Source organism: Microcystis aeruginosa NIES-2549, assembly GCF_000981785.2.
GTDB classification, from domain to species: domain Bacteria; phylum Cyanobacteriota; class Cyanobacteriia; order Cyanobacteriales; family Microcystaceae; genus Microcystis; species Microcystis aeruginosa_C.
Genome location: NZ_CP011304.1, coordinates 1,053,942 through 1,076,078, shown reverse-complemented (window position 1 = coordinate 1,076,078; position 22,137 = coordinate 1,053,942). Strand labels below are relative to the sequence as shown.

General features: G+C 43.6%; 27 protein-coding genes, 1 other RNA gene and 2 pseudogenes. 10 read left to right on the top strand and 20 right to left on the bottom strand.

The window, feature by feature from the left end:
* Nucleotides 1-211: 211 nt before the first annotated feature.
* Entirely contained in the window at nucleotides 212-1,258 is a 1,047-nt protein-coding gene (locus myaer_RS05225; protein WP_046661270.1) for a glucokinase, read from the bottom strand.
* Nucleotides 1,259-1,545: 287 nt separating this feature from the next.
* On the opposite strand from myaer_RS05225, the gene myaer_RS05220 reads away from it, so the two are divergent.
* Entirely contained in the window at nucleotides 1,546-2,187 is a 642-nt protein-coding gene (locus myaer_RS05220) for a hypothetical protein (protein ID WP_002766539.1), read from the top strand.
* Nucleotides 2,188-2,542: 355 nt separating this feature from the next.
* Here myaer_RS05220 and myaer_RS05215 read toward each other — a convergent pair whose 3' ends face one another.
* From myaer_RS05215 to ssrS, 3 genes are all read right to left on the bottom strand, one after another.
* Nucleotides 2,543-2,797 carry a hypothetical protein gene (locus tag myaer_RS05215; protein ID WP_046661268.1) on the bottom strand — a complete coding sequence of 85 codons (255 nt, stop codon included), beginning with the start codon at nucleotides 2,795-2,797 and terminating at the stop codon, nucleotides 2,543-2,545.
* Between the two features lie 64 nt (nucleotides 2,798-2,861).
* Nucleotides 2,862-4,232, bottom strand: a complete 1,371-nt coding sequence (locus myaer_RS05210) for an NAD(P)/FAD-dependent oxidoreductase (protein WP_046661267.1) — start codon at nucleotides 4,230-4,232, stop codon at nucleotides 2,862-2,864.
* 181 nt (nucleotides 4,233-4,413) lie between these two features.
* A non-coding RNA gene (gene ssrS, locus myaer_RS05205) (6S RNA) lies at nucleotides 4,414-4,601 on the bottom strand.
* A 254-nt stretch (nucleotides 4,602-4,855) separates the two neighbouring features.
* Here ssrS and myaer_RS05200 point away from each other — a divergent pair.
* The 3 genes from myaer_RS05200 to myaer_RS05190 all read left to right on the top strand — a co-directional run bounded on the left by myaer_RS05200 (nucleotide 4,856) and on the right by myaer_RS05190 (nucleotide 7,807).
* The gene (locus myaer_RS05200; protein ID WP_046661266.1) at nucleotides 4,856-6,145 is read left to right on the top strand and encodes a M16 family metallopeptidase; all 1,290 of its coding nucleotides are present in this window, start codon (nucleotides 4,856-4,858) and stop codon (nucleotides 6,143-6,145) included.
* 175 nt (nucleotides 6,146-6,320) lie between these two features.
* Nucleotides 6,321-7,181, top strand: a complete 861-nt coding sequence (locus myaer_RS05195; RefSeq protein WP_046661265.1) for a fructosamine kinase family protein — start codon at nucleotides 6,321-6,323, stop codon at nucleotides 7,179-7,181.
* A 35-nt stretch (nucleotides 7,182-7,216) separates the two neighbouring features.
* Nucleotides 7,217-7,807: a Uma2 family endonuclease gene (locus myaer_RS05190; RefSeq protein ID WP_046661264.1), complete on the top strand. Its 591-nt coding sequence runs from the start codon at nucleotides 7,217-7,219 to the stop codon at nucleotides 7,805-7,807.
* Here myaer_RS05190 and murG read toward each other — a convergent pair.
* The gene (gene murG, locus myaer_RS05185) at nucleotides 7,789-8,862 is read right to left on the bottom strand and encodes an undecaprenyldiphospho-muramoylpentapeptide beta-N-acetylglucosaminyltransferase (protein WP_046661263.1); all 1,074 of its coding nucleotides are present in this window, start codon (nucleotides 8,860-8,862) and stop codon (nucleotides 7,789-7,791) included. The genes myaer_RS05190 and murG overlap by 19 nt on opposite strands.
* A gap of 81 nt (nucleotides 8,863-8,943) precedes the next feature.
* On the opposite strand from murG, the gene myaer_RS05180 reads away from it, so the two are divergent.
* The gene (locus myaer_RS05180) at nucleotides 8,944-9,750 is read left to right on the top strand and encodes a hypothetical protein (protein ID WP_046661262.1); all 807 of its coding nucleotides are present in this window, start codon (nucleotides 8,944-8,946) and stop codon (nucleotides 9,748-9,750) included.
* 236 nt (nucleotides 9,751-9,986) lie between these two features.
* Here the strand turns inward: myaer_RS05180 and myaer_RS05175 are convergent, their stop codons facing one another.
* The 6 genes from myaer_RS05175 to pyk form a co-directional block, all read right to left on the bottom strand.
* Nucleotides 9,987-10,805 (bottom strand): transglutaminase-like domain-containing protein, encoded by an 819-nt coding sequence (locus myaer_RS05175; protein ID WP_046661261.1) that lies wholly within the window; start codon nucleotides 10,803-10,805, stop codon nucleotides 9,987-9,989.
* Nucleotides 10,806-11,022: 217 nt separating this feature from the next.
* Nucleotides 11,023-11,628 (bottom strand): hypothetical protein, encoded by a 606-nt coding sequence (locus myaer_RS05170; RefSeq protein ID WP_046661260.1) that lies wholly within the window; start codon nucleotides 11,626-11,628, stop codon nucleotides 11,023-11,025.
* Between the two features lie 67 nt (nucleotides 11,629-11,695).
* Entirely contained in the window at nucleotides 11,696-11,983 is a 288-nt protein-coding gene (locus myaer_RS05165) for a transposase (protein WP_268807326.1), read from the bottom strand.
* 322 nt (nucleotides 11,984-12,305) lie between these two features.
* The gene (gene modB / locus myaer_RS05160) at nucleotides 12,306-14,144 is read right to left on the bottom strand and encodes a molybdate ABC transporter permease subunit (protein ID WP_046661258.1); all 1,839 of its coding nucleotides are present in this window, start codon (nucleotides 14,142-14,144) and stop codon (nucleotides 12,306-12,308) included.
* 3 nt (nucleotides 14,145-14,147) lie between these two features.
* Nucleotides 14,148-14,945: a molybdate ABC transporter substrate-binding protein gene (gene modA, locus myaer_RS05155; RefSeq protein WP_046661257.1), complete on the bottom strand. Its 798-nt coding sequence runs from the start codon at nucleotides 14,943-14,945 to the stop codon at nucleotides 14,148-14,150.
* 170 nt (nucleotides 14,946-15,115) lie between these two features.
* Nucleotides 15,116-16,537 (bottom strand): pyruvate kinase, encoded by a 1,422-nt coding sequence (pyk, locus tag myaer_RS05150; RefSeq protein ID WP_046661256.1) that lies wholly within the window; start codon nucleotides 16,535-16,537, stop codon nucleotides 15,116-15,118.
* A gap of 235 nt (nucleotides 16,538-16,772) precedes the next feature.
* Between pyk and bchM the strand changes: the two genes are divergently transcribed.
* The 5 genes from bchM to myaer_RS05125 all read left to right on the top strand — a co-directional run bounded on the left by bchM (nucleotide 16,773) and on the right by myaer_RS05125 (nucleotide 19,535).
* A complete protein-coding gene (gene bchM / locus myaer_RS05145) occupies nucleotides 16,773-17,465 on the top strand; it encodes a magnesium protoporphyrin IX methyltransferase (RefSeq protein ID WP_002733840.1) in 693 nt (230 codons plus the stop codon).
* A gap of 3 nt (nucleotides 17,466-17,468) precedes the next feature.
* Nucleotides 17,469-18,236: a 3-methyl-2-oxobutanoate hydroxymethyltransferase gene (gene panB / locus myaer_RS05140; RefSeq protein WP_046661253.1), complete on the top strand. Its 768-nt coding sequence runs from the start codon at nucleotides 17,469-17,471 to the stop codon at nucleotides 18,234-18,236.
* Nucleotides 18,229-18,747: a peptide-methionine (S)-S-oxide reductase MsrA gene (gene msrA / locus myaer_RS05135; protein ID WP_046661251.1), complete on the top strand. Its 519-nt coding sequence runs from the start codon at nucleotides 18,229-18,231 to the stop codon at nucleotides 18,745-18,747. Before panB ends, msrA begins: the two co-directional genes overlap by 8 nt.
* A gap of 27 nt (nucleotides 18,748-18,774) precedes the next feature.
* Nucleotides 18,775-19,083, top strand: a complete 309-nt coding sequence (locus tag myaer_RS05130; protein WP_002782143.1) for a carbon dioxide-concentrating mechanism protein CcmK — start codon at nucleotides 18,775-18,777, stop codon at nucleotides 19,081-19,083.
* A gap of 104 nt (nucleotides 19,084-19,187) precedes the next feature.
* Nucleotides 19,188-19,535, top strand: coding sequence for a carbon dioxide-concentrating mechanism protein CcmK (locus myaer_RS05125; RefSeq protein WP_002733188.1), 348 nt, complete (start codon nucleotides 19,188-19,190; stop codon nucleotides 19,533-19,535).
* 67 nt (nucleotides 19,536-19,602) lie between these two features.
* Here myaer_RS05125 and myaer_RS05120 read toward each other — a convergent pair whose 3' ends face one another.
* The 9 genes and pseudogenes from myaer_RS05120 to myaer_RS05080 form a co-directional block, all read right to left on the bottom strand.
* On the bottom strand, nucleotides 19,603-19,848 hold the full coding sequence (locus tag myaer_RS05120) for a hypothetical protein (RefSeq protein ID WP_002775412.1): 246 nt from the start codon (nucleotides 19,846-19,848) through the stop codon (nucleotides 19,603-19,605).
* A gap of 43 nt (nucleotides 19,849-19,891) precedes the next feature.
* A pseudogene (locus tag myaer_RS05115) lies at nucleotides 19,892-20,026 on the bottom strand (element excision factor XisH family protein); the annotation flags it as partial.
* Between the two features lie 31 nt (nucleotides 20,027-20,057).
* Nucleotides 20,058-20,330 carry a DUF5615 family PIN-like protein gene (locus myaer_RS05110; protein WP_046661248.1) on the bottom strand — a complete coding sequence of 91 codons (273 nt, stop codon included), beginning with the start codon at nucleotides 20,328-20,330 and terminating at the stop codon, nucleotides 20,058-20,060.
* Nucleotides 20,320-20,634 (bottom strand): DUF433 domain-containing protein, encoded by a 315-nt coding sequence (locus tag myaer_RS05105; RefSeq protein ID WP_002753976.1) that lies wholly within the window; start codon nucleotides 20,632-20,634, stop codon nucleotides 20,320-20,322. Before myaer_RS05105 ends, myaer_RS05110 begins: the two co-directional genes overlap by 11 nt.
* A gap of 108 nt (nucleotides 20,635-20,742) precedes the next feature.
* Nucleotides 20,743-20,961 (bottom strand): DUF2283 domain-containing protein, encoded by a 219-nt coding sequence (locus myaer_RS05100; protein WP_046661247.1) that lies wholly within the window; start codon nucleotides 20,959-20,961, stop codon nucleotides 20,743-20,745.
* A 97-nt stretch (nucleotides 20,962-21,058) separates the two neighbouring features.
* Nucleotides 21,059-21,394 carry a XisI protein gene (locus myaer_RS05095; RefSeq protein WP_002762148.1) on the bottom strand — a complete coding sequence of 112 codons (336 nt, stop codon included), beginning with the start codon at nucleotides 21,392-21,394 and terminating at the stop codon, nucleotides 21,059-21,061.
* Nucleotides 21,298-21,519: pseudogene (locus myaer_RS21885) on the bottom strand (element excision factor XisH family protein); the annotation flags it as partial. The gene myaer_RS05095 and the pseudogene myaer_RS21885, both read right to left, overlap by 97 nt.
* Nucleotides 21,520-21,551: 32 nt before the next feature.
* The gene (locus myaer_RS05085; RefSeq protein WP_012267894.1) at nucleotides 21,552-21,794 is read right to left on the bottom strand and encodes a DUF4926 domain-containing protein; all 243 of its coding nucleotides are present in this window, start codon (nucleotides 21,792-21,794) and stop codon (nucleotides 21,552-21,554) included.
* 10 nt (nucleotides 21,795-21,804) lie between these two features.
* Nucleotides 21,805-22,137, bottom strand: coding sequence for a DUF6883 domain-containing protein (locus myaer_RS05080; protein WP_002800853.1), 333 nt, complete (start codon nucleotides 22,135-22,137; stop codon nucleotides 21,805-21,807).

The following is a 22,137-nucleotide window of genomic DNA, read 5'->3' as shown; positions in this document are numbered from 1 at the left end:
TTATATAACTTTGATAACTTTAGGAGAAGAGTTTTCTTAAATTGGCATTTTGCTACTAATTGATCATAATCAGTCTAGGAGAGCCATAATTTTTAATCTTTTTGATCTGAACTCATCGGCAACAGGCAAGGCCAATAAAGAGCAATCCGGACCGCTTGCGGGGCGATCCTATTCTTAAAATAATCCCTAGCCATCTCCAGTAAACCCTCCCTCATAGCTGACTAGCACAGTAAACCGCCCCCATTAGTCCCACTTGGGCATTAAGGACGATATGGACGGGAATATTGCTTAATAGCTCCGTCATCCGACCTTTAGCCCGAAAAGCCTTCATAAAGCGACCCTCGGTCATTAGGGGAAGATTTTTGGCCGCAATCCCCCCCGCGATGTATAATCCTCCGTAGGGAAGCAACTTGAGGGCTAAATTGCCCGCTTCCGCACCGTAGGCCTCGACAAAGATTTTCATGGTTTGATAACAGAGATCATCCGAGTTATCTTGGGCAAAACTGGCAATTTTAGCCGCTAAATCGACGGTTTTTTGCGGTTTACCCATTTCTGCTAACCAAGTACGGTAAATTTCCGCCATGGCCGGTGATGACTGACTATAGTTACTATCGTGGAGAAATCGATAGATAGAAGTGATTCCGGGGCCAGAAACCACTCGCTCCACCGAAATTCGCTCGATATTATAGACTTCCAAGAGATAATTTAATAGTTGATATTCTAAACTCGATCGAGGGGCAAAATCGGCGTGGGAACCCTCACTACCAAACACCCGATATTTACCCTTCGAGACAGGAATCAAAAAACCCTCTCCTAACCCCGTCCCCGCACCGATAACCGCAATCGGGGCATCCGGTACTGCCGGAGCCGACTGTAGATTGTGCAGCTCCTCTGGGGCTAATCCTAACACCCCATAACCGATCGCCGCAAAATCATTAATTAATTTTACTCGCTCAATCTGCAGCTCGCGGCTTAGGCGATCGCCAGTTAGAGACCAACTTAAATTAGTCAATTCGGAACTATTGTTAACCACCGGACCTGCAATACCGAAACAAGCTTTTGCCACTGGGGGAATAGTGGTTTGTCGGGCCAAAAACTGCTGGACGATCGGCACCAGATCGGGGTATTGTTTACTAGAATAAATTTCTTGATCGAGAGTAGTTAGCAGGGGTTGGGGACTATCCGATGAGTTTTGGCAATCCACTAAACGCAGGATTGTTTTAGTTCCCCCGATATCTCCCCCTAAAAGAATCGTCATGCTGGTTTTCCCTCAGTTTGTACCCATAATTATAGTTTTTTACCCCTTCTCCCCAGCAAATTTAAAGGCCGTCAATTCTATACTATAGTGAAAGATGGTAATGCCTAAGCCCTAATTAAGGATTGATTAATCGTCGCTCCGGGGTTGCAATGGGGATTTGCTAGAGGACAGAAAGGGGACTGAAAGACATTTTAGATCTAACTGTCGCCTCAAGGCGATCGATAGGGCGGCAGAACCTATCACTGTCCCCATAACTTTTAAGATAGACCAGAGAGGGAGAAATTAGCTTGGGTGTAGAACTTCGCAGTTACGTTTATCTTGACAATTTACAGCTTCAACACGCTGCTTACATCGGTACAGTCGCCCAAGGATTTTTACCCTTACCCGGGGATGCTTCCCTCTGGATTGAAATTTCCCCCGGCATCGAGATTAATCGCATCACCGATATTGCCCTCAAATCCGCCGTGGTTCGTCCGGGGGTTCTATTCGTAGAACGACTCTATGGACTCTTAGAACTCCATTCTAGCAGTCAGGGAGAGGTAAGGGCGGCCGGTCAGGCAATTTTGCAGTATTTAGGCGTTAGTCAGCGCGATTGTCTGAAACCGCAAATTGTCTCTAGCCAAATTATTCGCAACATTGACGCTTACCAAGCCCAATTAATTAACCGGAGTTCTCGGGGTATGATGTTAATGGCGGGACAGACTTTATACGTTTTAGAAGTGCAACCAGCCGCCTACGCTTCCCTAGCCGCTAATCAGGCGGAAAAAGCCGCTTTAATTAATATCCTACACGTTACTTCCGTGGGCAGTTTTGGCCGCTTATATTTAGGGGGAGAAGAACGAGATATTATCGCTGGTTCCCGAGCGGCAGTTTCAGCTTTAGAAAATATTCAAGGTCGAGCTTTTCCAGGTAGCGACAAAAAAGAATAGGCTAACAAAGGCAAAAGGCAGGAGGTAAGGGTGCATCTCATTTTTGTCAATCTACCAATTGGGATTTTTACTTGGAAACTCTCGGCTAAAATTGGGCATTACTTCCGATTTTATTACTCAATCCAAGCTTTTGGGGGGTTCTACCCCCCAAACCCCCCGTTGGGGGCGTGGCGCCGCCCCCAAACCCCCCGCGCATTAGCTTTTCGGTGGGATGCTTACACGCAGCTGCTGATACATTTGTCATCATCTAAGAGTCACTGACAATTGCTGATTGTCGGTATTCCTGCAAATGTGAGATGCACCCTATCTCAACAAGCAATTTAAATGCGCGGGCAGCTTACAACAGCATTTCACCCTATTGGGGAGATTCAAAAATTAGTTCGCTATTATTCAGTTTTTCAACGACTAAATGGCGATAGAGTGTCACTTGCCGAAGGATTTGGTCGGGATTGTTTTTCTTGTTAGAAAACATGATCGTTTTAATCGATTCAAATTCTATTCTTGTGATCACACCATCTTTGATCGCTCGTTCAATTGTAACTCGTAAATATTCTAATTCTTGGCTTTCCTCTGGGGTAATTTCTAGACTGTTAGGACGTTCTATTTTCATTATCGATCGATTGTTCTTATCTGCTAACTGATAACTGGATAATCACGGCTATTTTTTCACACTTTTATGATCGCGCAGAGAGAGTTTCCTTCGGGTTAGAAACGGCAAGATTGTTATTATTTTGGCCGTTATTTTGCGGCAATTGTCCCGAGGCTAAATTCTGCCCCTCTCCCGTAATCAAACGAGCGCCACGACCGCGGGTAAAATAATTCCAACCCCATTGCACCATCACCACTAATTTATTATCAAATTCGATCAGATAGTAAATATGAGCCCAAACCCAGACTAACCAAGCGATGAACCCGGAAAACTTGACAAATCCCAAATCAACCACGGCCGCATTTTGGCCGATAACTGCCAGACTACCTCGATCGATATAATGAAAAGGTTGAATAGTTTGCCCTTTTAGGCGAGAAATTAATAAATTAGCCAGATATTCGCCCTCCTGCATGGCCACAGGGGCAACTCCGGGTAAGGGTTTATCTCCCTGATGGGCAAAATTAGCCAGATCCCCGATCACAAAAATATTGGCATAACCGGCGATACTTAAATCGGGTTCGACGATTACCCGGCCGACGCGATCAAGATTTACCCCGGTTCTTTCGGCCAAAATTCGCCCCATTCTCGATGCTTTTACCCCTGCTGCCCATAAAATTGTCTCGGCAGCGATTTCTGTCGTCTTTTCTCCCTGACGGACGCTGACACAACCTTCAACAATATTGGTAACGATGCTGTTAGTTTCGACTGTCACCCCTAATTTTATGAGAGAAGCAGCAGCTTTAGCGGATAAATCGGGTGAATATGGAGGTAATACCCGATCCATCCCTTCTAAGAGCAAAATTTTCGCTTCTGTGGGGTTAATCTGGTGAAAATCAGACCGAAGCGCACCGTGGGCAATTTCAGCGATCGCTCCTGCTAATTCTACCCCCGTCGGTCCGCCACCGACAATCACAAAAGTTAATAAAGCTTGCCGCTTTTCGGCATCGATTTCTTTCTCGGCCTTCTCGAAAGCGAGATAGATGCGACGACGCATTTCTACTGCGTCTTCAATGGTTTTTAACCCGGGGGCGTAGGGTTGCCATTGATCATTGCCAAAATAGTGATGACTGACTCCCGTGGCAATAACTAATTGATCGTAGGCGATCGGCGGGTGATCTGTCAAGATCACTTCTCCCTTAACTGGATCTATATCTATGGCATGATCGAGGAGAATATCTGTATTGTCATGACCCCGTAGGATTAAGCGCAAAGGTGAGGAGATATCGGCCGGAGATAGCGCCCCAGTAGCGACTTGATAGAGAAGGGGCTGAAAAAGATGGAAATTTCGCTTATCGATGAGGGTAACATGAACGGGAGCGTTTTTTAGGGCTTTGGCCGTGTATAAACCCGCAAACCCGCCGCCTATGATAACAACTCTTGGCTGTTTTTCAGTCATTGCTTAACAATAATTCATAAATTTCTCCCTAGTGTAGTCCGGATTGTCACAATTTAGCGGTGACAAACGTTACCGAAAACAGCAGTCTTTAACCTAGAAAAAATATAAATCAGCGCTTTTTTGGCCAGCGCGGAAGGCAAAACCAAAAAAGTACAGGGACTCTGATCTGCTCGAAAAACTTGAAAAGACCGCTACGCCGTTTTACCTAAGTTTATGACCTGGGTTAACCAGGTGGGAACTTATATTCCGCGTTTCTGTTTCCGAGTACAAGCTCGGTTTACTACCACACGAATTGGTTACTTGCTCCCTTATCACAATCAAGCATAGATCAAAAAACTTGAAAGGCAGTCACCAACGTAGAAGCCCGATTTAGTCCGATCATAGCATTTTTTTTTCTCAGAGGCAAGTGGGGAAGTGGGGAAGTGGGGTGTGGGGAGGTGGGGAGGTGGGGGGTGGGGTGTGGGGTGTGGGGAGGATAAATGAAATGATCTCCTGTCTCGGAGTCTCCTATCTCCTAACTCCTAACACCTAACACCTGATCTTGTTGGCTCTGTGAAAATCTGGGACTACAATAGAGAAAAGTGACAATTTTTGCCAGAGTGATTACCGAGGACTAATAAAGAATGACGGCTATCCTAGGGAAACCTGCCACGCTTAACACTCCAATTCTGCACCGTCTTGCTAATGGTTTAACGATTATTGCCGAAAGTCAACCGGTAGAAGCGGTTAATCTCAATGTTTGGCTGCAGGTCGGCTCGGCCTTAGAATCGGATCAGATCAATGGCATGGCTCATTTTCTCGAACACATGGTTTTTAAAGGAACCCCTAACTTAGACAGTGGCGAATTTGAACGGGCGATCGAATCGAGGGGAGCGGTGACTAATGCCGCTACTAGCCAAGAATACACCCATTATTACATTACCACTGCCCCGCAGGACTTCGCCCATCTGGCCCCGCTGCAGCTAGAAGTGGTTTTAGAAGCTTTAATTCCCGATGAAGCTTTTGAACGGGAAAGACAGGTTATTTTAGAAGAAATTCGTCGTTCTCAGGATAATCCCCGTCGTCGCACTTTTTATCGCACCATGGAGACTTGTTTTCAAGTTTTACCCTATCGTCGTCCGGTGTTGGGTCCGATGGCAGTGATTGAAAATCTTACTCCTCAACAAATGCGAGATTTTCATCGGACTTGGTATCGTCCCGAATGGATGACGGTGGCGGTGGTGGGTAATTTGCCTGTAGATGATTTAATGGCTATTGTGAGCGATTCTCTAGATAATTTAGGCAGTAACGGCAATTCTGATCCTATTTCCCATCCGATCGCTAATCTACAGCCTGAAGCCCCTTTTAACGAGATTATCCGTCAAGAATACGAGGATGAAAATTTGCAGCAGGCCCGCTTAATCCTATTTTGGAAAGTGCCGGGGTTAAGAGACTTAGAAAAAACCTATCCTCTCGATGTTTTAGCGGCTATTCTGGGTCAGGGCAAGGTATCGCGATTATTTCAATCTCTGCGCCAAGAAAAGGCCTTAGTTTCCCAAATAACTGCCAGTAATATGTCCCAAGCAGTGCAAGGGGTGTTTTCCGTGTCGGCCCAATTAGCCTCGGAAAATATCGAGCAGGTGGAGAGGGAAGTAATAGCACAGATTGGACAAATTCAACAGGAAGCTGTGACAGTTTCTGAACTGGAACGAGTTAAAACCCAAGTGGCCAATCGGTTTATTTTTAGCAATGAAAGACCGAGCGATCGAGCTAACCTTTACGGTTATTATCATACTCAGATCGGTGATTTACAACCGGCTTTTTGTTATCCCCAACACATTGAAGCCCTCACTTTAGAGGATATTCAAAATGCCTGTCAAGAGTATTTAAATCCTAACGCTTACGGTGTGGTGGTGGTAAGACCAATTCAGTAAACAGGGAACAGTAATCAGTAATCAGTGAACAGTAATCAGTGAACAGTAATCAGGGATAAAGATGAAGATAAATAAATAAATCAATAACTAATTAACTTAAAACTTACATCTGATAACTGATAACTGATAACTGATAACTGATAACTGATAACTGATAACTGATAACTGATAACCTATGTGGACTCAAATTGCTCGACATATTACCCAAACCACAGAAAAACCCTTTGAAATCGAGAAAAGTCGTCCCGTTAGTGGAGGCTGTATCAATCAGGGTTATGCCGTCAGTGGCAATGGTTTAATTTATTTCGTTAAGATTAACCAAGCGAACCAAGAGGCCATGTTTGCCGCCGAAGCTTTAGGATTAAAGCAAATTCACGCTACCAAGACTATCAGGGTTCCGGAGCCAATTTGTTGGGGAATTGCCGAGAAATCTAGTTATTTAGTGCTAGAGTGGTTAGAATTCGGCGGTGGCAATAGTCAAAGCTGGGAAAAAATGGGGCGAAATTTAGCTCATTTACATCAAGTTTCCCTATCCGATCGCTTTGGTTGGCAGTGTAATAATACCATTGGTTCTACTCCCCAGATTAATACCATTAGTAACAATTGGGCGGATTTTTTCGCTCATCAGCGCATTGGCTATCAATTAAGACTTGCGAAGGAGCGCGGCGGCAATTTTCCCGACGAGGATCAAGTTATTCCCGCTATTAGCGAGATTTTGAGTCAGCATCAACCCCATCCCTCCCTCGTCCACGGTGATTTGTGGTCGGGAAATGCGGCAATTACCGTCGATGGGGAACCGGTAATTTTAGACCCTGCCACCTATTGGGGAGACCGGGAGGTAGATTTAGCCATGACGGAACTTTTTGGCGGTTTTCCGGCGGCTTTTTATCGGGGTTATAACGATGTTTTCCCCCTTGATGCCGGTTATCAACAGCGCAAAACTCTTTACAATCTCTACCACATTCTCAATCACTTTAATTTATTTGGTGGTGGTTACGCCTCCCAGGCCAATCGGATGTTACAGGAAATTCTTTAAGGGTTTTACTTGTGAATATTTACCGAGGATCAATTATGTCTATTCGAGAAACTACTGTGATTAAAACTCCAGAGACAAAAGTATGGACTGATGCAGAGTTTATGGCGTTACCTGACGATGGTAATCGTTACGAATTGGTCAAGGGAGAGTTAATTAATCTGGGTAATTCTGGGGCTTTCCACGGTTATATTGCCATTCTTTTAAGTGCTGCTTTATTCGGTTTAGTAACATCTCGAAAACTAGGTGTATTATTGGACTCCAGCACTGCTTTTACCATGAAAAATGGCAATAAACGTTCTCCCGATATAGCTTTTTTTGACAAGGAACGTCTGCAAGGATTGGAAGAATTGCCGACGGGTTTTTTAGAAGGTGGGCCAGATTTAGTGGTAGAAATTCTCTCTCCAGGGAATACAGTGGCAGAAATCGAGGACAAAATTGCCGAATATTTTGCCAATGGTACTCGTTTGCTCTGGGTTATCAGTCCAGGTCAACACTATGTTTTAGTTTATCGTTGCGGGTACGAACCGCAGGGATTATTAACATCAGGAGATTTTCTGGAGGGGGAAGATGTGGTTCCGGGGTTCACTTTTCGCGTGGCCGATTTGTTTCAAAAACTATCTTTTTGACTCTTTCTTCTCAACAAATCGGCTAATAAATCGGCACTATCACTAATAGCTAGATGAGAAGCTTGTTGAGCCATGGCGGCCAATTTTTCGGGATTAGACCATAAATCGAGGACTAATTCGCTTAAAAACTGAGCAGTTAACTCATTTTGACGGTAAAGATAAGCGGCTTGAGCTTCGGCGAAAACTTTGGCATTATAGAACTGATGGTCTTCGGCAGCAAAAGGATAGGGAATTAAAATCGAAGGCGTACAAGTGATCGCTAATTCTGTTAAAGTGCCGGCACCGGAGCGACTGATAGCCAGATTAGCTCTTTGCCATAATCCCGCCATATTGTCGTAAAAAGGCCGGGAAAAATAGTTAGAATGGCGCAAACTATCCGCTTCGGGGTCGTTTTCTCCCGTGAGATGCACGATATAAATGCCTTTTTCTAACCATTGGGGAGCGCTTTGTCGGACAAGTTGATTAAGAGCTACGGCCCCTTGAGAACCACCGGCAACGACAATTAAAAAAGCAGTCTCTGGAATCGGTAAATCTAGGGACTGGGGAATGAGAAACTGCTCGCGTACTGGTGTACTAACCCAAGTGCTGCGAGTGCCGGGTAAATAGCTGGCGGTTCCCTGAAAACCGAGGGCAACCGTATCACACCAGCGACCGAGAACTTTAGTGACTTTGCCCGGTATGTAGTTAGATTCGTGTAGGATGACGGGAATATTGGCTAAACGAGCCGCTAAAATGGTCGGTCCTGCGATATAACCCCCGGTGGTAAAAACTGCCGCTATCTGACGTTTTTTGATTAAACTACGCACTTGCCAAATGGCCCACAGTTGACGCAGCAGAATCTTGAGAGTTTTTAACCCCAAACGGGTTTGAAACCCCTCAATGGGAATAGTGTGCAGGGGATAGGTTTTTGGAACTAAGGACTGTTCCAGACGGTCTGGAACTCCTAACCATTCAATCTCGTAATCCGGCAAGCGCTCGGCCACGGCCAAAGCGGGAAATAAATGACCACCAGTACCACTAGCGGCAATCAATAGACGGGTTGGAGTGCGTGCCATAATTCGAGAGAGGGTAAATTTAGCCCTAGAATGAAATAATCTACCATAGTTATTGATCGATCCTTACACAAACTATCACTAATGCGTAACTTGAACACGATTCCCAATAAATTTTTTCGTCAATCCCTCAATTTTTCCCTGTCGTTGCTGTTAGGTTTGGGGTTAACTTTTACCCTTGCCACCGGTCTGCGGGCCGAAAAGCCAGAAACTGCCCCAGCTAATTTAAAAACCCTTATCTCTAAAATCGAAACGGCGGCTAATGAGCGAAATCTCAAGCAATTAATGGAGTTTTATAGCCCGAAATTTACTAACTCCGATGGCCTGACCTACGAAAAAACTAAAAAAGCTTTAACTCATTTTTGGGAACGTTATAACAATCTACAATACACCACGACCCTCGAATCTTGGAGTCGTTCCGGGGACAAGTTAACGGCCAATACAATTACTAAAATTACCGGGACGGGAAAGGTGCAGGGACGAGTGGTGAGAATGAATGCTACTATTCGTTCTCGTCAACAATTTCAAGGCAATAAACTGGTTTATCAGGAGATTTTAAGCGAAAGAGTTGAGTTAAGCACTGGCAAAAATCCCCCCAGTATTCAAGTGAGAATTCCCGAAAGGGTGAAAGCGGGTGAAGAATTTGATTTTGATGTGATTGTCCGCGAACCTTTGGGGGATGATTTATTGGCCGGAGCGGCGATCGATGAGAAAGTAGATATTGAGCGCTATATTAATACAAAGCCTCTAGAATTGGAATTATTACAGTCCGGCGGTTTATTTAAGCGGGTAAAAGCGCCGGCAACACCGGAAAATCGCTGGTTATCGGCGATTTTAATTCAAGGAGATGGGATTGTTGTCGTTAGTCAACGGGTTAAGGTAGAAAAATAAATTTTATCTGGGTTTTGCTGAAAAATCTTGTTGGTGGGGTGTAGGGTTTTATTCTCCCCGTTCACTCCAATGGCTGGCACTTTTTGATGTCAAAAAAGTCTAAAAGTTTTATCCAACCAAGTTTTTAGATTTATTCAGCAAACTCTATTTACAGATTTTCTGCAATTTAATCCTTATTTTTGCCGTTTTTGAACCCTCAAAAATTAATTATGCAAGAGGTTCACTAAATACTCTGATTAAGCATAGAGGTGAGAAACATCGCTCGTCCATACTTTAAATTTTGTTAAATTTACTTGACCAAAAGAAGTTGTTAGGGCAGCATCGACGGCATCTAAGCCGCGAGTCATTAAAATCCGCCCGATTCTGGGGGTGTTATGACGAGCATCGAAAGTGTACCATTGATGGTCCAAATAGACTTCAAACCAAGCACTAAAATCCATCGGTAGAGGTTGGGGAGAAATACCGATATCTCCGAGATAGCCGGAGGCATAACGGGCGGGAATATTGAGGCAACGGCAAAAAGTCAAAGCTAGATGGTTAAAATCGCGACAAACCCCCTTTCTTTCCCGATAGACATCATAGGCGGTTTTCGTCACCCGCGCGTATTCATAACCAAAACTAATGTGACTATGAACCCAATCACAAACCGCTTGTACCCTTGCCCAACCGGGGGGAGTTTGTCCGAAAAGTTCCCAGGCAATTTCCGCAAGCAAATCTACTTCACAATAACGGCTACTCATGAGGTAGGGAAAAACGTGGGTTGGTAACTCTGCTAAAGGAATTTCTTGGGCATTCCAATTAACAATATCAGGTTTCCATTCATTCTCGATAACTGCTTCATTGTGAATGCGGATCTGTCCAGCGGGTAAAATTAGACGACTGGTTCGATTGCCGAAGCTATCTAAAAATTCTTCTATTTTTGTTGCCGGTTCCACCTGCAAGTTTTCCGATTGTCTAACTTGAGCTAAAATTGAGGGGTGTAGATAAAGTTTTAACAACATAACCACGGGTAAGGGGGCATCAAAGCCAAATTCATAACCAACACGGATTAACATTAGGACTCCTATCTAGATAGCAATTTTGTCGGGATTTGTCGGGATGAAACGCCAATAATCGCCAGACTGAAAAAAGTTAGGCCCGACTACTTAGTTAAAAGTTTGAGTATAAAGTAATAGCCAAGCTGAAACCCGATAAGCTTTGTAGAGAATTACTTTTATTGTAAACTGCTTCAAATAAAAGCTTTGTAACTTTGAACACAAGCCATCGGCAGGATTAGATCTGTTGAAAAGAGTCCGGGGTGGATGGTTCCTCTAATAGACGGATTTCAATGGGGATGTAGGCCAGTTTAGCAAAAATCTTTTGTTGATAACTGACAGGCCACCATTCGTAAAGAAAGATTTCTAAAGGTCGCCAGAGGGCCACCCAACCACTAATTAATAATCCTTCTTCTAAGAAGTGAATAAATGTATCACTGCCAAAACGACTAATTAATTCGCTGAGACTCAAACAAACAAAAAGAAAGGAGAGACCAATTATTAAAGATATGCGTCCCTGTCGCCAAATCGTGCGTAATTTTCTTTGTTCTCCCTGTTGGCGATAGTCAAAATAATTATGTAAAGCTGAGGGTAACAGATTTCGGGCGGTGTTCTGTTCTTGACTGGGGAGATAAAAGACTAATTTAAGGGGAGTATTGAGGGGAAATTCATCCACAGAGTTAATAATATAATTTTCGGCGTTATCGTCTAAATCTCTATCTAAAAATGGCGAAGGATCGAGAGAATTAAAGACTTGCTGTAACTGATTAAGTTTAATTTCAATTAAGTAAGTCCCTGCGTCCTGTCGATAATAGGATTGTAATTTATTTACCAGTCTAGACATTAGTTATTAAGGTTAAGTAAATGGGGTGAACTGATACAACTAAAATCTACTAAAGTACTTTGCCGAACTAAGAAGTACAATAACAGCAATGGGTGAAGTAGTTTCTCAAATGTTTCTCGCTCACTAGCATCAAGTCAAGATTTAAGATAGCTTTTAAGGCTTCTTCCGTTGTCGGGGCGAATTTTTTCACGAGAGATTTTAATTGCCACCAAAGATGTTCTATCGGGTTAAAATCCAGTGAGTAAGGAGATAAATAAATCACTCGTACCCTGGCTGCTTCTAGCATTTGTTCAACCCCTGCCACTTTATGCGCTCTTAAGTTATCCATGATTAATACGGCTCCTTCCCATTGTATTGTTTTCCCGGAGATGATTTCTTCCCCCTATTATTGTACTTGATTGTCATGAAAAGTGCTGTAATAAATTCAATTTCGCTTTTTTCGGAATATCTTCCAAGCGACCGCTGCTGCTATTTATAACATTTCATCCAGCATTGCATCAGGAGTGGTTAAGTGTAAATTCACTCGCATTATCCAATCAAAAGATCCCTTTTCATTCATGACTTTATAACTACAATTATAACATTTTTACTAACTAATGACAGGATCGGGTATTTAACGGGATGGTCTGGGATTTTAGAAGCTTTATATCTGTCAGCACTTGAGAAAAATTAGCCCATTACTTTAATAATAATAAACGCTGGGGAGATAAAGTAACAGTCCAAGGCAAAGCTTGCTCCTTAATTTCTAACCATTTATCTTTATATAACTCTGCTTGGATATGAAAATCGCGGTCGTGGTTGGAGGGTTGATTAAGTTTCAGATAGAGAGTCACCCGATGAGGTCCTTCAATGGCATTAGCTAACCAACAGGGAAAAGTATTAATATTGCCTAAATCTCGACCAAAAATAATTTGATGGGCGCGAATTCCCGTATAGGTTAAATAGTCGGTAATTCCGGGGACGGTGTGTAATTTAACATCCCAATCAATGGCTTCTAATTGTTGATTATTAATTATAATAGCACGCGAAAAATTCTTACAGCCAGTAATCTTGGCCAAACTAACGCTATCTGGTCGCTCAAAAATTTTCTGTTTAGAATTATTAGCAATAGCCCGCCCTTTTTCCATAACTAATAAATTCTCACATATTCGATAAGCTTCATCCATATTATGGGTAACAAAAATTGTCACGCCATCGTAATTACTTAAAGTTTTGATCATCTGACGTTCTAATTGAGCGCGTAGATGGGTATCAAGGGCAGAAAAAGGCTCATCTAATAATAAAGCTTCCGGACGACTAGCTAAAGCGCGAGCGATGGCGACTCGTTGCTGTTGTCCCCCCGATAATTGATGGGGATAACGGTTTTCCATGCCGGGTAACTGCACTAATTCTAATTGAGTGGCAATCTGCTGTTTAATAACTTTTTTAGATAAGTTTTTCGGGAGACTAAAAGCGATATTTTCCGCCACGGTGAGATGGGGAAAAAGGGCATAATTCTGCACCACAAAACCGATACGACGCTGACGACTGGGGAGATTAATTCCCTTTTCGGAATCGAAGAGAATGCGCCCATTTAAGACAATACGACCCCTTGAGGGCGTTTCCACACCAGCCAGCGATCGCAAAATGAGGCTTTTTCCCGAACCCGAAGCCCCTAATAATCCTAGGGGCTGATTTTGGCAGTTAAAAGCGACCGAGAGGTTAAAACCGGGTAAATGTTTCTCTATATCGACAAATAAGCCTATTTTATCCCTATAATGCTGATTTTCAGCTTCTAAAAGGGCAAAATCGCGACCCTCCCAGGGTGGCAGCCAGTCCTCCATCTCGTTAGGTTTGCTTTCTCCCGGTCGTCCTAATTGCTGTTTGCGTTGACTTTGCCAGAGATTAACGGCGATAATCCCCGATAGAGAGATTAACATGATAATAAACACCCATATCCAAGCCTCAGTCATCGCTCCTGCTTCCACAGCGAAGAAAATCGCCATCGGGATAGTTTGAGTTTGCCCCGGAATATTACCCGCTAACATCAAAGTCGCCCCAAATTCCCCCAAAGCGCGGGCAAAAGCTAGGGTTAATCCTGCTAATACCCCGGGGAAGGAGAGGGGCAAAAGTAGGCGCCAGAATATTTTCCCTTCCGATGCCCCTAGGGTGCGGGCAACCTGTAAAAGACTGGCATCCACCTGTTCAAAAGCCCCGAGGGTGGTTTTGTACATCAGGGGAAAAGCCACCACCGTCGCGGTGATGATGGCGGCATACCAAGTAAAAACGATGCGAAAGTTAAATAGGTCTAATAACTGTCCTAATGGTCCGTTTTTGCCGAATAGAAGCAGTAAAATGAAGCCTAGCACCGTCGGGGGCAAGATTAAGGGTGCGACGAAAACTGCCTCGATTAGGGATTTCCACCGTCCACGATAGCCTAACATCCAATAAGCGGCGGCAATACCGAGAAAAAAGATGATTATCAGGGCAATGGTGGCGGTTTTCAGGGATATCCATAGGGGGGAAAAGTCGGGCATTGTTTATCTGGCTATTCCGAAGCCGAATTTTTCAAAAATGTTTTTAGCGGCTGTGCTGGTGAGATATTGGGCGAAAGTCTTGGCAGCTTGCGGGTTTTTGCTGTCTTTAATCACAGCTATGGGATAAATAATCGGAGAATGGAGATTATTGGCAGCCGTAGCCACTACTTTTACCCGGTCGGAAATTTTGGCATCGGTGAGGTAAACAATGCCAGCATCGGCGTTACCAGTTTCTACGGCGGCGAGAACATTACGGACAGAGTTGGCAAAGACCAGTTTTGGTTTTATTTGCTCTAAAATGCCGAGATTTTTCAGAACTTCTTCACTGTACTGACCGGCGGGAACGCTGCGCGGTTCACCCACGGCAATTCTTTTGACATTACTGTTAGTCAGGGAAGGAAAATCGCTGATTTTTAGGGTGGAATTCTTGGGAACGATTAAAACTAGGCGATTAGTGAGCAGGTTTCTTCTGGTAGTTGTATCGATTAAACCAGCTTTTGCTAAAGCGTCCATTTGCTTAGTCGCAGCCGAGAGGAAAACATCGGCCGGCGCACCTTGTGTAATTTGCTGTTGCAAAGCCCCCGACGCACCGAAGTTATAGTTAACTTTAATGTTACTATGGGCTTTTTCAAACCCCGGCTTGATTTCTTCTAGGGCCTCTTTGAGACTAGCGGCGGCAGAAACTAGAATTGTCTGGGTTTGGGCGGTGGTGATAGTAGATGAAAAAAGGTTTATGCCCGCAGATAATAAGCAACTAAGGGCAATTGAGCCGATAAAAGCCAGAAAATATCGTCTTTTCATCAATATTGATAGCAAGCGATCGATATTTATATTTCTATCACAACCAATCCACCGCCCAAAATCTGTATCTAGGGTTTGCGGCAAAAAGTTTTTCGTGGGGTGTGGGGAGAATAAATAGAAATAATCTCCTATCTCCTATCTCCTGTACCCTGACTCCTGAATCCTAGAACTTAGGGAATCGTGTGAATTTTGAGGAAATTGGTGCCTTTAGTTTTCTGCATGGGAATTCCCGCCATAATCAGGATTTTATCGCCCGATTGCGCTAGATTTTTCTGCAGCAGAATTGATTCGGTTTGCTTTAACACATCCTCAAAGACGGACACCTGATGATCAAGAAGAATCGGGATCACACCCCAGACTAGGTTGAGACGGTGATAGACTCGTTTATTGGGAGTCATGGCAATGACGGGAACCGAGGGACGTTCCTTAGAAGCCAGTAGCGAAGTGTAGCCAGAGGTGGTAAAAGTAACAATATAACGGAGATCAAGGGTTTGATCGATCGCCACTAAAGCCTCACTGAGAGCGTGAGTTTCATCGGACTGATTGGGGGGAACATTATCAAACTTCACATCCGCTTCCACATCATGGGCGATTTTGGCCAACATAGCCACAGCTTTGACGGGAAAATCTCCCACTGCTGATTCCCCCGATAACATCACCGCATCGGTTCCATCGATAATTGCATTAGCCACATCACTGGCCTCGGCCCGAGTCGGTCGGGGATTGTGAATCATGCTTTCTAACATCTGGGTGGCAGTGATGACGGGAATAGTTTTCATATTGCAGAGTCTGATGATGCGTTTTTGCAACATGGGGACTTTTTCGGGACTTAATTCTACCCCCAAATCGCCCCGGGCCACCATAATGCCGTCACATTCCTCGATAATTGACTCTAAATTTTCGATCGCTTGCGGTTTTTCAATTTTAGCTATCACTGGCACATCCGCGTGATTTCTCTCGGCTAAAAATGCCTTAATCGCCTTGATATCTTCTCCTTTACGAACAAAACTGAGGGAAACCCAATCAACCCCCTGAGAAAGACCAAATTCTAGGTCTTGTTTGTCTTTTTCGGTCATGGAAGGTAAGCGCAAATTGAGACGGGGTAGATTGACTCCCTTGCGACTCTTGAGAATTCCTCCCTCCAACACTTGACATTTTAGGTCTTTTCCGTTAATTTCAACGATTTTTAGCTCTAATAAGCCATCATCAAGGAGAATTTGCTCACCTAACTTGGCTTCCTCGGCCAGATAGGGATAATCGATCGAAACCGTGTTCGCTTCTCCCCGATACTCATCCATGGGGACAAGGGTGAGATAATCGCCGTCGTTGATGGAAATCGAACCATTGGGGAGATTGCCGACGCGAATTTTTGGCCCTTGTAAATCTTGCAGGAGGGTGATAGGATTGTCTAATTCTTGAGAAATTTGCCGTAAAAGACTAACAACTCTCGCATGATCTTCGTAGCTACCGTGGGAAAAGTTTAGCCGCGCTACATTCATCCCCGCACCGATCATCTGCTTGAGGACTTCTGGCGAATTACTGGCAGGGCCGATCGTGGCTACGATCTTAGTTCTATGGTTAATAATTGACATGGAACCCTTACTGATCGATCTTGGGACGATTACATGATATTCAATTTAGGTTAACTAAAAGTGAAGCGGAAAACAAATTAAGCTTTTCCACAGAGTTGCCATCGCTCCGGGTCCTTTCCTGAGCAGTCAGGAATCAGCCATCAGCGGCAACGGTTGAGAGCTTTCACGGTAGGATAAACTAATAACCATCTCCGCTTTTCGGCGTAGCTCAGAGACCACTCGTTTAGATTTCCTTATGACCAACACATTAGACGATAAAGCCATAGTCAAGGACTATTTTAATGCCACAGGATTCGATCGCTGGCGCCGGATTTATGGGGATGGCGAAGTTAACAAAGTACAAAAAGATATTCGCATCGGTCATCAACAGACGATCGATACCGTTATCGGTTGGTTAGAAAATGATGACAATTTGCCCAATCTCTCAATCTGTGATGCTGGTTGTGGAGTCGGTAGTCTCAGTATTCCCCTCGCTAAAGCGGGCGCAACTATTTTCGCCAGTGATATTTCTGAGAAAATGGTGACAGAAGCCAAGGAAAGAGCGGCCAAAGAGTTAGCAGATACCAGTAAACTCACCTTTGCCGTTCAAGATTTAGAAGCATTAACCGGCCAATATCACACAGTCATCTGTCTTGATGTTCTCATTCACTATCCCACAGAAGAAGCATTAGGAATGATTAAACACCTGGGATCCCTAGCTCAATCCCGTTTAATCCTCAGTTTTGCCCCTAAAACCTGTTTATTAACCATTCTCAAGAAAATTGGTCAATTTTTCCCCGGTCCGAGTAAAACCACTCGCGCTTATCAACACAAGGAAAAAACTATTATCGCCGCTTTAAACGAAAATGGCTTTAAAATTGAACGGACGAGTATGACTAGCACTCGTTTCTATTTTTCCCGTATCCTCGAAGCTGTCCGCAGTGAATAAAGAATGGCAGTCACCACCAGCAAATTAATCGAGTGGAAACAGCAAAAACGCGCGATTGTCACCCTCACAGCTTGGGATTATCCGATCGCGCGACTGCTCGATCGAGCAGGAATTGATATTATCTTGGTAGGTGATTCCTTAGCTATGACCGCTTTGGGCTATCCTACCACTTTACCGATCACCCTAGAGGCGATGATTCACCACGCGGCGGCCGTGTCTCGCGGGGTAAAACAAGCTTTAGTTGTCTGTGATTTGCCTTTTCTCAGCTATCAGGAAAGTGTCAGTCAGGCAATTCACTCGGCGGGAAGGATGTTAAAGGAAGCGGGAGTACAAGGGGTAAAATTAGAGGGAGGTTATCCCGCTATGGTCGAGACGATTAGCCGTTTAACCGAGATAGGCATCCCTGTTATGGGTCATATCGGATTAACTCCCCAGTCGGTGCATCGTTTAGGATACCGTCAGCAGGGAAAAACTCCATCGGATGCACAAAGATTAATCGAGGAAGCTTTAGCCTTGGAGAAAGCGGGAGTATTTGCCCTGGTTTTGGAACATATTCCCGCCAATTTAGCCGCTACTATTACCGATAAATTGACTATCCCGACGATTGGTATCGGTGCGGGGGAAGATTGTGATGGTCAGGTGTTGGTAACGGCGGATATCCTAGGATTAACCGAAAAAGCTCCCCCTTTTGCCAAAGTTTATGCTAATTTAAGCGAGACAATTACAAAAGCAGTTGTAGAATTTGCCAAGGATGTGAGGAGAAATGAATAACGGCGAAAAAGCTACCTTTGGGGCCGGCTGTTTTTGGAAAACCGAGGACGCATTTCGGCGTTTACCAGGGGTTTTAGCCACTTCCGTGGGTTATATGGGTGGACATTTCCCCAATCCTAGTTATCTCGATGTCTTATCGCGAATTACCGGTCATGCGGAAGTGGCACAAATTGCCTATAATCCCCAAGAAATAAGCTATGAGGCGTTATTAGCTGTTTTTTGGTCAATCCATGATCCGACTCAGTTAAATCGCCAAGGACCAGACCGAGGAGAACAATATCGATCGATTATTTTCTATCACACCCCGGAACAAAAGTTAATCGCCACTGCTGGCAAGCGTCAACTACAACTATCGGGAAAGTTTCAGCAAGATATCGTTACTTTGATCGAACCCGCAGGAGATTATTATCTGGCCGATCAGTCCCATCAACAGTATTTAGAGAAAAAACAGGCTCGATCGGTCGGGGATTTGCAGAAGAAAATATCAAGACAGGATCGGGGTATAATGTAAAGTTGCTTTCGCAGGAGATCAGGAAAAATGCCCGAGGCGGTCGGAGTCATTCAAACGTTGGGTTTTCCCCCCGTTTTAGCGGCGGCGGATGCCATGGTTAAAGGGGGACGAGTCACCCTAGTTTATTTTGATCTAGCGGAAAGGGGCGAATTTTTAGTGGCGATTCGCGGTCCGATTTCCGAGGTTAAACCGGCAGTAGAGGCAGGATTAGCGGCAGCGATGACCGCTTTTGGTGGTAATGTGGTCAGTCATTACATCGTACCGAATCCTCCAGAAAATGTACTGGCGGTTTTACCAGTGCAGCATACGGCTAAGTCAGACCGTTTTCGCAGTTAATTTCCCTAGCGATTGGCCCCAAACTAGACTATAGTTAAAGACTGGAAAATAGATTGGATTCTATCAATTGAACTTATCTGATTTTTGTTATTAGGAGTTAATTTATGACAGCCCAACCCGCGGTGGGATCGATCGAGACCAAAGGTTTCCCCGGTATTCTAGCGGCCGCCGATGCGATGGTAAAAGCAGGACGGATCACGATTGTTGGTTATTTAAGGGCAGGAAGCGCCCGTTTTACCCTCAATATTCGTGGGGATGTACAGGAGGTAAAAACCGCTATGGCTGCCGGCATTGAAGCCGTCAATAAAACCGAGGGGGCAGCTTTAGAAACCTGGGTAATTATTCCCCGTCCTCACGATAACGTGGTGGCTATTTTACCGATCGATTATAGCGAGGCAGTGGAACCTTTTCGCGCCGCCGCCGACGGTGCGATGGCACCAATCCGTCGTTAATATTCAAGGTCAATTTTTTGTTACTGGTTGGAACTTGTCTAGTTCCAACTTAGTTTTTAATGATGATTTAAGTTTTAGTTAAAAAACCGAATTTGATAATTGCTGCAACAGTTGCACCGATAACAGTGACTATCAAAGCCCATATTTGAGCCGTTGCCCTTTCTTTCAAGTCTTTGACATCTTCTTTGAGTTGGGAAACTTCGGCCTCTATTTTCGGTAATACTTCTAGTTTTGTTTCGATTCGCTCTAACCGATTGTCAAGTTTAGCGAGAATATCTTTTAAGTCAGTTTCAATGATAATAGGGTTACTCATGGGGAGATTCTTCTTTTGGGGACTAGGGGGTATCAATTTGTGTTAACAGTTCCTCTGCTAGATCAATAAACAAGTCTTTTTTGCCAATTTTAAGACTTAAGGGATCATCGGTAACTATCCAGCCATCTTTGATTAGGGCGTGTTTTACACAATCATGGAAAATATCTTTGGCAGGCATTTTTTTATGATTCGGCGATCGCGTTATTTAGTCAGTGAGCAATAGTCTCGATTAGGTTGGGACGGATAGAGGGGAATTTTTCTGACTTGAAGCAACGTGCTAGTTGATTGATTCTTAAAAAATCAGTATCTTGAGTAAAAATCACGCGACCATTGGCTAAAGCAAATTGCAATTGTACTTCATCAGATACCCCCAATAAATTTTCTTCTGGAGTGGTAGTAACATCAAGGCCTCGCTGGCGCAATCCAAGAGCAATGCTATAGCTTACATTTTCATCAAGGTGAAATTTAATTTTATTGCCCATTCATTTTTTTTAGTTTTTCTTGGACTAGAGAAGGTGTTTTAGCTTGCATTTCCTTGGCAAAGGTATCATCATCTGTGATTTGTTGTCTAATTTCTTCAAGGTGATCGTGATAGTAAGAAAGGGCCGCGTAAACATCAGCTAAAGTAATGCTGGGATAATGATAAACAATTTCATCGGGTGACATTCCCAGGCGTTCGTGCCAAATAACGACATCTTGGACTTTGATGCGATGACCTGCGATGCGCGGTTTACCGCCACAAGTTTCTGGGGTAATTTCAATGTGATTGATTAAAGTTGTTGTCATTGATAATAACGAATTTGTCCGATTATAGGGTCACAAGGAATCTGCGCCCAAATGTCATATATATTATATCACGTCAAGGTTTATAGAATAATTTTATTATGACAACTCTTATAAACTTGAAGCTAATTGAGGCGCGACAATAGTTTCGAGGGAAAAAGCATTCAGATCCGTTAAGCTTTTGGCGTGTTCCAAGGTGATTGCACAAATATTACCCTGCTGATCAAGATCGGCCAAGGTATTTTCATTGATTTCTTGAGTCTCGACAATGGGATTGTTATTGAACTCTAAATATAGAGTGTCCGTATCTTGAAAGTAGGTGATTTTCATGGCTGACTTGGGTTATCAAGAGTTTCTAATCTTCTTCTAATAGTGATTCATTTGGTGGGTGATTGCGGTTTTGAGAATTGTCCATGATATTTGAAAGTTAAGCGACAGCGAAGCCTGTATATTGACGTATTTTAGGTTCATGGAATCCCAAAACAATATCTTCTTTAGCAATGCCTGCGCTTAGTAATTCTTTGGTGATACCGTCTTCGGTGTTGTCACATTGTACCCAAATTTTCTCGTTAATAATTTCTAAATGAATCAGACAATCATGATAACGCTGATTCTGTTGCCAACCTTCTGAAATGACGAGATATTGATCATTCTGAGGATCAAAAGCTAGACGATTTTGAATGTCCGCATTGTTATAAATAATTTGGCTATAGGGGACAAGAATCTGATGAATAATTTTGCGGTAATGGTTGAGTTTATCCATTGGGTGATTACCTCATTGTCAGGGTTAAAGATAATTAGTCTTAGTGTTTTTTCTTCAAGGAGTATTTGACCAATTTCTTGATGAAATAAGCTGTTGAAAGTTTTTTCCCGAATAGCAAGATAAAGAGTTCTATCTAAAAGTTGGCGAAAGTTTTATCTTAGACTGAGACTAATTCAGGTTCACTGATCAGCCGTAGAAGTTTTGAGTGATCAACGGTTTCCATCGCAAAGGTTTGGCCGTTTTGATCGGTAAAATCAATCAGAAAAGCTTGCTGATTAAAAGACATTAAAACAGTTCCCATTTGTCCGCGACGCAGAAGGATGGGCTGATGGGTCGTTTTGTGAGTAGCCGTAACATCTTCCGTTAGGGCAACGAGATCGTATTCTTGAATGGTGTTCATCATGGGCTAGTTAATTAATGGGATAGACATTAGTAAGACGAGGAAAATTTTCAGTTATTTGGACAATCCAGCAACTTAAAATTAAGGATTCTCCGATGTCGGTACAGAGGTTAAATTTCAGATCATAGTGAGTGCCATATTGATCGATTTTATAAAGTTCGGCTTCTCCTTCCATTACTGCTTTTTTAAGAGCATTTTCTAGGATTTCTTTATTAGCTAAGGTAATCCCTAATCTTTGTTTGAAAAGCAAGGCTTTATGTTTTCCTTTTGAATGCTCAGGATTGAGGCAGTAACGTTCAAGTTTGTCTCCTAGGTTGGCTTGATCGGCATTGGGAAGTTTCAT